Annotated in this window: 11 protein-coding genes; 10 read left to right on the top strand and 1 reads right to left on the bottom strand. The window is 60.9% G+C overall.

Annotation, left to right across the window (positions count from 1 at the left end; translation table 11 throughout):
• Nucleotides 1–349: 349 nt before the first annotated feature.
• Nucleotides 350–538, bottom strand: coding sequence for a 50S ribosomal protein L28 (gene rpmB / locus AB5164_RS01615; protein WP_022094725.1), 189 nt, complete (start codon nucleotides 536–538; stop codon nucleotides 350–352).
• A 451-nt stretch (nucleotides 539–989) separates the two neighbouring features.
• On the opposite strand from rpmB, the gene pyrR reads away from it, so the two are divergent.
• The 10 genes from pyrR to thiI all read left to right on the top strand — a co-directional run bounded on the left by pyrR (nucleotide 990) and on the right by thiI (nucleotide 8,963).
• Nucleotides 990–1,574 (top strand): bifunctional pyr operon transcriptional regulator/uracil phosphoribosyltransferase PyrR, encoded by a 585-nt coding sequence (pyrR, locus tag AB5164_RS01610; RefSeq protein ID WP_006236123.1) that lies wholly within the window; start codon nucleotides 990–992, stop codon nucleotides 1,572–1,574.
• 4 nt (nucleotides 1,575–1,578) lie between these two features.
• Entirely contained in the window at nucleotides 1,579–2,523 is a 945-nt protein-coding gene (locus AB5164_RS01605) for an aspartate carbamoyltransferase catalytic subunit (protein WP_055309882.1), read from the top strand.
• Nucleotides 2,507–3,796, top strand: a complete 1,290-nt coding sequence (locus AB5164_RS01600; RefSeq protein ID WP_368142282.1) for a dihydroorotase — start codon at nucleotides 2,507–2,509, stop codon at nucleotides 3,794–3,796. The genes AB5164_RS01605 and AB5164_RS01600 overlap by 17 nt, the downstream gene beginning before the upstream one ends.
• A gap of 116 nt (nucleotides 3,797–3,912) precedes the next feature.
• Nucleotides 3,913–4,680, top strand: coding sequence for a dihydroorotate dehydrogenase electron transfer subunit (locus AB5164_RS01595; RefSeq protein ID WP_271738815.1), 768 nt, complete (start codon nucleotides 3,913–3,915; stop codon nucleotides 4,678–4,680).
• Nucleotides 4,681–4,694: 14 nt separating this feature from the next.
• Nucleotides 4,695–5,603 carry a dihydroorotate dehydrogenase gene (locus AB5164_RS01590; RefSeq protein WP_006236128.1) on the top strand — a complete coding sequence of 303 codons (909 nt, stop codon included), beginning with the start codon at nucleotides 4,695–4,697 and terminating at the stop codon, nucleotides 5,601–5,603.
• The gene (pyrF, locus tag AB5164_RS01585) at nucleotides 5,597–6,313 is read left to right on the top strand and encodes an orotidine-5'-phosphate decarboxylase (RefSeq protein WP_271738795.1); all 717 of its coding nucleotides are present in this window, start codon (nucleotides 5,597–5,599) and stop codon (nucleotides 6,311–6,313) included. Before AB5164_RS01590 ends, pyrF begins: the two co-directional genes overlap by 7 nt.
• Before the next feature lie 239 nt (nucleotides 6,314–6,552).
• Nucleotides 6,553–6,861: an integration host factor, actinobacterial type gene (gene mihF / locus AB5164_RS01580; RefSeq protein ID WP_006236130.1), complete on the top strand. Its 309-nt coding sequence runs from the start codon at nucleotides 6,553–6,555 to the stop codon at nucleotides 6,859–6,861.
• Entirely contained in the window at nucleotides 6,862–7,431 is a 570-nt protein-coding gene (gene gmk / locus AB5164_RS01575) for a guanylate kinase (RefSeq protein ID WP_006236131.1), read from the top strand. It begins immediately after the preceding gene.
• A gap of 5 nt (nucleotides 7,432–7,436) precedes the next feature.
• Entirely contained in the window at nucleotides 7,437–7,718 is a 282-nt protein-coding gene (locus AB5164_RS01570) for a DNA-directed RNA polymerase subunit omega (RefSeq protein WP_035138532.1), read from the top strand.
• Complete coding sequence (gene thiI, locus AB5164_RS01565; RefSeq protein ID WP_006235944.1) at nucleotides 7,719–8,963, top strand: tRNA uracil 4-sulfurtransferase ThiI; 1,245 nt, start codon at nucleotides 7,719–7,721, stop codon at nucleotides 8,961–8,963.
• The last annotated feature ends 79 nt before the right edge of the window (nucleotides 8,964–9,042 follow it).

Here is a 9,042-nt window from a genome sequence, read left to right as displayed (position 1 = left end):
GAATTTAAACGGCTGAAAAAGGGGCATCGACCTGCGCCGATGCCCCCAACGTGGACACACATTTTGTCCTATAAGCCGCAAATTGCTCGTATCACCGGTATCGGCGCCACGAGCGTGACCAAGGCAACTGCAGGCTGGAAGGATGCAGCGTGAGGCAGGGGCCGGAGCCAGTCGGTGTGCCGCTTGCATGCGTCATGTCTGTCCCCAATGCGTGAAAACACTCATGTAAGTCTGTCCCCAATGAGTGCAAAAAGGCGCCCTCCGTAGGGGAGAGCGCCTTTGGTAAGTTCTATATGAACGCGAGGTCTTTGACCCGGAGAGTCCGAGGTACTTGTTGGTAAGACCTTATTTAGGAGCGCGCAACCTTGCCGGACTTGAGGCAGGTGGAGCAAACGTTCATCTTGCGACGGTGACCATCGACGACGACGTAGACGCGCTGGATGTTGGGGCGGAACTTACGGTTGGTGACGCGGTGAGAGTGGCTGATGGAGCGACCGGCAACGGGGTGCTTACCGCAAACTTCGCAAACTTTGGACATAACTGACCCTCCTTGGGCGACAAACGAACATGTCGCGTTAACAAACAAGCCTGAACTATAGCACAGAAGCAGCTCACTGTGCGTAATCTACACAGAGATATTCCTCTTTTGGCGATAGTGCTCACGCCACGGCCCTGGACGTAGATCCGATTTGCGTGCAGCAGAGGGGATTATGCCAGCTCGTGCGCGCGTTTTCAAGCTCGTCCCACAAATATATATAGGTTTATGGAGCATTGGGCTCCGTTTACGGATTGCTCTGTATTTATGCTCGCAATTAAGCTCGAGGTTGGCTACACTATCCCTTGACCATTAAAGGGGTACGAGATACCCACATGGAATTACATTGCTGCCAAAGAGCAGCCCTTCCTGTGGGTGTCTGGTCCGCTTTGAGCGGTCGAGCATCTATTTTTTTGACTGTGTCAGCAGTCAAGACATGTGAGGAAGGAGATCGATGGGCACGACTTCCCCCAAGGCGGTCATCATGGACGAGACCGCCGTCAACCGAGCGATGACCCGCATCGCGCACGAGATTCTCGAGCGCAACGAGGGCTGTGAAGACCTCGCTCTGGTCGGCATCGTCACGCGCGGCGACCTTCTGGCAAAGAAGCTCGCCGAGGAGATCAAGGAGATCGAGGGCGTCGACGTTCCGCTCGGCAGCCTGGACATCAGCTTCTACCGCGATGACTATGCGACCAATTTCGCTCCCGCGATCCACGCTACCAACATTCCCTTCAGCGTCGACGGCAAGCGCGTCGTGCTGGTGGACGACATCCTGTATACGGGCCGTACCATCCGCGCCGCTCTCGACGCCGTTATGGACCTGGGCCGTCCGAGCCGCATTGAGCTGGCAGTCCTCGTTGACCGCGGCCACCGCGAGCTCCCCATCTCGCCGGACTTTGTCGGCAAGAACGTTCCCTCGTCGCATGAGGAGAACGTGCACCTATATATGAAGGAAGTCGACGGCCACACCGCCGTCGAGATTAACGACGTCGCGCCGGGTTCCCACGTGGGCTCCGCGCCGCTGGGAGGTGAGTAGTACCGTGGCGTTCAACCATAAGCACCTGATCGACATTACCGAGTACTCCGAAGAGGATATCAAGCTCATCCTCGAGACCGCCAAGGCGTTCTCCGAGGTCAACGAGCGTGCCATCAAGAAGGTCCCCACGCTCAAGGGCAAGACCATCGTCAACATGTTCAACGAGCCCTCGACGCGCACCCGCAGCTCCTTCGAGCTCGCCGAGAAGCGTCTTTCGGCCGACAGCCTTAACTTTGGCGGCTCCTCGACCTCCACGGTCAAGGGCGAGAGCCTTGTCGACACCGTCGAGACCCTCAACGCCTATAAGATCGACTGCATCGTCGTGCGCGACAAACACGCCGGCGCTCCCTACATCGTCACGCAGAACTCGCCCGCAAGCGTCATCTGCGCCGGTGACGGCAAGCACAACCATCCTACGCAGGCCCTGCTCGACCTGTATACCATCTGGGAGCACAAGGGTGATTTCCACGGTCTGAAGGTCGCCGTCGTCGGCGATATCGCCCACTCCCGCGTTTGCGGCTCGCTGATCCCCGCCCTTAAGATCATGGGCTGCGAGACCTACGCCGTCGCCCCCGGCACGCTGCTGCCGCCGTCGCCCGAGGTCCTGGGCTGCGACCACGTGACGAGCGACCTCGATTCCGTCCTGCCCGAGCTGGACGTCGTCTACATGCTGCGCGTGCAGCAGGAGCGCCTCGAGGGTGCCCCGTTCCCGACCATTCGCGAGTACCACAAGCTCTTCGGCCTGACCAAGGACCGCGAGAAGCTCATGAAGCCCGACGCGATCATCTGCCACCCGGGCCCCATCAACCGCGGCGTCGAGTTCGACTCCTATATGGCCGACCACCCGCAACGCTCCGTCATCCTGGAGCAGGTCTACGCCGGTATCTGCGTGCGTATGGCTATCCTGTATCTGCTGCTTGGAGGTGCCGATAATGGCCTTGCTTCTTAAGAATGCCCACGTCGTCGACCCGTCCGTCGAGCTTGACGGTGTCGTTGACGTCCTGATTGACGGCGATAAGATCGCCGAGGTCGGCGAGAATCTCACCGTCGAGGGAGCCGAGGTCCGCGACCTTTCCGGCAAGTACCTCGTCCCCGGCCTGGTGGATATGCACGTTCACCTTCGCGAGCCCGGCTACGAGGTCAAAGAGGACATCGAGAGCGGCACCCGCGCAGCTGCCAAGGGCGGCTTTACCGGCGTGTGCTCCATGCCCAACACCGATCCCGTCACCGATAACGGCACTGTCGTGGAGTTCGTCAAGTCCCGCGCTGCCGAGGTCGGTCACTGCCGCGTCTATCCGTCGGGCGCCATGACCCGCGGTCTTAAGGGCGAGGCCATGTCCGAGATGGGCGATATGGTCGCCCACGGCGCCGTCGCCTTCACCGACGACGGTCGCGGCGTGCAGGGCGCGGGCATGCTCCGCCGTTGCATGGACTACGGCAAGATGTTCGGCAAGGTCTTCATGAGCCACTGCCAGGACGAGGACCTGGTCGGCCACGGCCAGATCAACGAGGGCAAGGTCTCGACCCGTCTGGCTCTCGAGGGCTGGCCGGCTGCCGGCGAGGAGCTCCAGATCGCCCGCGACATCGAGATCGCCAAGCTGACTGGTGCCAAGTTGCACATCCAGCACATCTCCACCGCCCATGGCCTGGAGATCGTGCGTGCAGGTAAGGCCGCTGGCGTTCAGGTTACCTGCGAGGCCACCCCGCACCACATGTTCCTGACCGAGAACGACCTGGATGAGACCTACAACACCTCGCTCAAGGTCAATCCGCCGCTGCGTACCGAGGAGGATGCCGAGGCCATCCGTCAGGGTGTCATCGACGGCACCGTCGACGCTATCGTCACCGATCACGCTCCCCACACCCCGTGGGAGAAGGCCCGCGAGTTTGAGCTTGCGCCCTTTGGCATGATTGGCCTCGAGACCTCGCTGTCGCTCGTACTCACCGAGCTGGTCAACACGGGCAAGATGAGCGTGGGCCGCATGGTCGAGCTCATGGCCATCAAGCCGCGCGAGATCCTGGGCCTCGACCAGGTTCAGGTCAAGGCGGGCTCCGTTGCCGACCTGACCGTGTTCGACCCCTCTGCCACCTGGACGGTCGGCGAGGACGGTTATGAGTCGCGCGCCGAGAACTCCGGTTTTGCCGGCCGCACGCTTACCGGTCGTGCCACCGATGTGTTTGTCGGCGGTAAGCAGACGCTCGCCGACGGCTGCATCTGCTAGCATAGCCTTATCGCTTTTGTGCGCGGTGCCCTTGCGGTGCCGCGCTTTCTGTTCGTTTTGACCATGCAATCGCATGGGGGATTGGAGCGTCTATGCCCACACCTTCCACTGCACGCATGCACGACTTCGAGGTCGTCTCGAACCAGGAGATCGCCGACGGCATCTTCTCGCTCGTCATCTCGGCCCCCAAGCTTGCAAGTGCGCTCAAGCCCGGTCAGTTTGTGAACATTGCCGTGCCCGGCGATGCGTCCTCGTTGCTTCGCGTGCCCCTGAGCTTCTATCGCGCCGACGCCGAGGCCGGTACCGTCGAGCTGTGGTACGCCGTCGTGGGCGACGATACCCGTCGTTTGTCCCAGATGGGCCCTGGCTCCACCTCTAACCTGCTGGGCCCCGGTGGCCGTGGCTGGATGGTACCCGAGGGCACCAGGAAGGCCCTGCTCGTCGCCGGTGGCATCGGCGTTCCGCCTGTACTGTGTCTTGCCGGTATGCTTGCCGAGCAGGGTGTTGATGTGGATGTGTGCCTGGGCTTTGGCACCGCTTCCAAGGCCGTGGGTGTCGATGAGTTCCGCGCGCTGGGCGCCACGGTTAACGTGTGCACCGACGATGGCACGCTGGGCACGCACGGTTTTTGCACCGACCCGGCAGCCGAGCTGCTCGGCGAGGGCGGCTACGACTATGTGGCCAGCTGCGGCCCCGCTGTCATGATGAAGAAAGTCGCCGCCGCTGCCGCCGAGGCCGGTGCGTACTGCGAGGTGTCGCTTGAGCGCATGATGAGCTGTGGCTTTGGCGCCTGCAACACCTGCAATGTCGAGACGGTCGACGGTATGAAGGGCGCCTGCATGTGCGGCCCCGTGTTCGATGCTTCCAAGGTGGTGGTCTTCTAGTGGGTACCGTGAACATGGCCGTCGATTTCGGCGGCGTCAAGATGCAGAACCCCATCAACACCGCAGCCGGTACCTTTGGCTACGGTTGGCAGTTCCAGAACTTCTTTGATGTTTCCCAGCTAGGCGCCATCACTACCAAGGGTTGCGCTGCCGAGCCCTGGCCCGGCAACCCCGCGCCCCGCATGGCCGAGATTCCCGGCGGTATGATCAACTCCGTGGGCCTTCAGAACCCCGGCGTGGCTGCCTTTGCCCGTGAGTCCGGTCCGTGGCTCGAGCAGCTCTCCAAGGACGGTTGCCAGGTCATCTGCCAGGTCGCCGGTCACTCCGTTGACGAGTTTGTCCGCGCACTCGAGATGTATGTTGAGCTGTGCCCCTGGGCTGCCGGCTATGAGATCAACGTGAGCTGCCCTAATATCGCCGCCGGCGGTGCCGCCATGGGCTCTACGCCCGAGGGCGCCTCTTCCGTTATGGCTGCCTGCCGTAAGGTGACTGATAAGCCGCTGTTCGTGAAGATGGCGCCGGTCAACGTCGCCGAGATCGCCAAGGCCCTCGAGGCTGCCGGCGCCGACGGTCTTTCAGTCATCAACTCCATCCAGGGCATGGCCATCGACGTCCATACCCGCAAGTCCCGCGTGGCCAAGCCCAAGGGCGGCCTTTCGGGCCCGCTGTGCCACCACATCGCCGTGCGCATGGTCTGGGAGGTTGCCCAGGCCGTCGATATCCCCATCAACGGTGTCGGCGGTGTCATGACGGGCGAGGATGCGGCCGAGTTTATCCTGGCTGGCGCCACCTGCGTGTCGGTCGGTATGGCCAACTTCGTCGATCCGTGCGCTTCGCTCAAGATCGCGCACGAGCTCGAGGCCTGGGCGGAGTCCCAGGGCGTAAAGGACATCAACGAGCTGGTAGGTGCTTTCGAATGCTAGAGACCGATGCCCGCGACCGTGTGATCGTCGCCCTCGACTGCGACCGTGAGCGCGCACTCGAGCTCGCCCACGAGCTTTCTGGTCATGCCGCTTGGCTCAAAGTTGGCATGACGCTCTATTACGCTGAGGGCCCCGAGATCGTCAAGACCTTTAAGGACCTGGGCTTTAAGGTCTTCCTTGACCTTAAGTTCCATGATATTCCGCATCAGGTTCGCGGTGCTGCCCGCTCGGCCTCGCTTGCCGGTGCCGATCTGCTTTCGGTCCACGGCTTGGGTTCGGGCGCCATGCTCGCTGCCTGCCGCGAGGGCGCCGAGGAGGCGCGCGAGGACCGCGCCAAGCTCGTCGCCATCACCGTGCTCACGAGCATGAACCAGGATGCCTTGAGCGAGATCGGCGTCGAGCCGCCCGTGGCCGAGGAGGCCGCCCGCCTGGCAAAGCTCGCTCAGGCCAACGGCATCGACGGTATCGTGTGCTCGCCGATGGAGGCTCACGACATGCGTGAGCTGCTGGGCCCCGATGCCCTGATCGTGACTCCGGGTGTGCGTCCGGTGGGTGCCGCCCTTGGTGACCAGTCCCGCGTGGCGACGCCTTCCCAGGCTATCGAGCGTGGCGCAAGCCACATTGTGGTGGGCCGTCCCATCACCGGTGCCGACGATCCGGTTGCCGCCTTTGACGCCATCGTCGCTGAGCTGGTCGAAAACGTCGCGTAAAAGATTCCCCTAAGTCACCACTTTTGGGTCTCATTAGCACAAAATAGCCCCTGTGCCTGCGTAAACTTTCCCATCCTTTGTGTGGAATCGCAGGTCAGGGGCTTAACTTTGGGCGCAGTATATTGCACTTTTTGCGGGTATCGTCTAACCTATGGAGCCGCGACTGGGCATTTTGTACGTTCTACGTGCTAAAATGCCAATTATTGAATCAGATATAACCCAACTATTTGGAGGTACGAATGGCACTCCCTCAGCTTACCGATGAGCAGCGCAAGCAGGCTCTTGAGAAGGCTGCTGCCGCACGTCACGCCCGCGCTGAGCTTCGCGAGCAGATCAAGAAGGGCGAGAAGTCCCTCGAGTCCGTGCTCAACTCCGATGACCCCATCGCTTCCCGCATGAAGGTTTCCACCCTCATCGAGTCTCTTCCTGGTTATGGCAAGGCCAAGGCCGCCAAGATCATGGAGGAGCTCGGTATCTCCGCTACCCGTCGCGTCCAGGGCCTCGGCGTCCGTCAGCGCGAGCAGCTCCTCGAGCAGCTGACCAAATAAGTGAGCGCTCAGGATTCCAAGCTCTTTGTGATTTCTGGACCGTCAGGCGCAGGCAAGGGTACGCTCGTCACTCGTGTGCGCGAGCGCCGCTCGAACCTGGGCCTGACGGTTTCGGCTACCACGCGAGCACCACGCAAAGGTGAGGTCGACGGCGTCAACTACTTTTTTCTGACGCGCGAGGAGTTCGACCGCCGCGTGGCAAACGGCGAGTTTGTTGAGTGGGCCGAGGTCCACGGTAACTGCTACGGCACGTTGGTGAGCGAGGTCACATCCAAGCTCGCCTCGGGCGCGTCTCTGATTTTGGAGATCGATGTCCAGGGCGCCCTGCAGGTGAAGGAGCGTTTCCCCGAGGCCGTGCTGATCTTTATCAAGCCGCCTTCGCTTGAGGTGCTCCGCGAGCGTCTAGTCGGTCGCGGTACCGAGACGCCCGAGACGATTGAGCTGCGTATGGCAAACGCCGCCGATGAGCTTGCCCTTGCCGACCGCTACGACGACGTCGTGGTTAATGACGATCTCGACCGCGCGACCGATGAGCTCGTTCGCGTTCTCGATATGCATGAAAGGATCTGAGGTCCGTGTCCGTTGTAAAGCCTTGCATTGACGATCTTCTGGAGAAGACCGATCACAACCGCTTCCTGCTCGCTTCGCTTGCCTCCAAGCGCGCCTGCGACATCAATAGCATGCTGCGTGGCCAGCACAACCGTGTGCTTGCCGTCCAGGATGTCGATGACATCACCATCGGGCTTTCCGGTGCCGATACCATCTCGATGGCTATGGACGAGATTGTCGACGGCGACATCTCTTACGACGAGGCCCGTTACGAGAAGGCGCTCGGCCACAAGGTTGCTGAAGCCTAAATGGCGGCTCGCGTCTGCCTGGTCCACTATCACGAGGTTGGACTGAAGGGTAAGAACCGCGCACATTTTGAGCATATCCTCATGGATAACATCAAGGCGGCCTTGGCCGCCTTTTCCGTGAATGCCGTGTCTCGAATTTCCGGTTATATCCTCGTGACCTTTAACGAGCATCAGGCCGACGAGGCGGCGCGTGTCATTCGCACCGTTCCCGGCGTTGCTCGCGTGTCTTTGGCGTATCACACCAATCGCGACCCCCAGGAGTACTGTGCCGCCGCCGTGAAGGCGCTGCGCGAGTTTGGTTCCTTCGATTCGTTTAAGGTGCACGCCAAGCGCTCCAATACCGACTATGAGCTCACCTCGATTGACATCAATCGTCAGGTGGGCGAGGTGTTGTGTGAGGCCTTCCCCGATAAAAAGGTTCAAATGCACGACCCCGATGCGATGGTGCACGTACTGGTGGTCCAGGGTAGCGTTTATGTGTATGCGCGCTCCGAGCGCGGCGTGGGCGGTCTGCCGGTGGGTTCTGCCGGCAAGGTCGTGACGCTGCTGTCGTCGGGTATCGATTCTCCGGTGGCGACCTGGATGCTCGCGCGTCGCGGCGCGGTGTGCGTGCCGGTACATTTCTCTGGTCGTCCGCAGACGCCCGATACGAGCGAGTATTTGGTGCAGGACATCATCCGTGCGCTTGAGCCGGGTGTCCAGATCGGCCGCCTGTACGTGGTACCGTTTGGCGACTGCCAGCGTGAGATTTCGGTCACCTGTCCCAGCAATCTGCGCGTGATCATGTATCGCCGCATTATGTATTCGGTTGCCGAGCGCATTGCACACATCGAGGGCGCCAAGGCCATCGTTACGGGCGAATCGCTTGGGCAGGTTGCCTCCCAAACGCTTGAGAACATCATGGCCGTCAACGAGGCCGTGAAGATCCCCGTGTTCCGCCCTCTCATCGGTTCGGACAAGCAGGAGATCATCGCGCGCGCCGAGGAGATCGGTACGTTCGATATCTCGACTGAAGCCGCTCCCGATTGCTGTACGCTATTTATGCCGCGTCGTCCCGAGACGCACGCTAAACTCGATGCCGTGCATGAGGCCTGGGAGTTGTTCGATCACGAGGAGATGATCGAGCGCCTGCTCAAGCAGACCGAGTACATCGACTTTGAGAGCAACACGTATAAGGCCCCTAAGACCTTAAAACGCAAACATTCGGAGCTTGCTCCGCGTGAGATTTACCAAGATCACGAGTAAATTTGTGCATAGACCGGCGGTGATTTTGCATCGTCGGTCTTTTGCTATCTGGGCATTTTGCGGCTAAGTGTTCATTTGC

The sequence above is a fragment of the Collinsella aerofaciens genome (assembly GCF_040915425.1).
GTDB lineage: Bacteria > Actinomycetota > Coriobacteriia > Coriobacteriales > Coriobacteriaceae > Collinsella > Collinsella aerofaciens_BW.
This window is presented reverse-complemented; position numbering and strand designations above follow the sequence as displayed.